The following is a 276-nucleotide window of genomic DNA, read 5'->3' as shown; positions in this document are numbered from 1 at the left end:
ATTTGCAGTCAAATCATATAATCCCGATTTTACAACGGCATCGGCTGAATCATAAGCAGACTGCCATCTTTCGGCATATAGCATGGCACGAGATTTGAAAGCCAAGGCTGCATATTTTGTAAGGCGCCCTCGGTTACTGGCATCCCATGATTCGGGTAAATTGGCAATTGCAAAATCTAAATCAGATTCTATTAAGTTCCATGTATCTTCCGTGGAACTACGTGCTTTATCTTTATTCATTTGTTCTAAGTCTGAGTAAAGAATCACTCCGCCATG

1 protein-coding gene is annotated in these 276 nt (G+C 40.9%); it reads right to left on the bottom strand.

What is annotated here, in order from left to right; genetic code table 11:
• Positions 1 to 240 (bottom strand): hypothetical protein (locus ACS2QP_RS27630; protein ID WP_438883043.1); only part of this gene is annotated, 240 nt, incomplete at its 3' end.
• Between the last annotated feature and the right edge of the window lie 36 nt (positions 241 to 276).

The sequence above is a fragment of the Bacillus cereus group sp. Bce019 genome, from assembly GCF_051781745.1.
Taxonomy (GTDB): Bacteria; Bacillota; Bacilli; order Bacillales; family Bacillaceae_G; genus Bacillus_A; species Bacillus_A cereus.
This window is presented reverse-complemented; position numbering and strand designations above follow the sequence as displayed.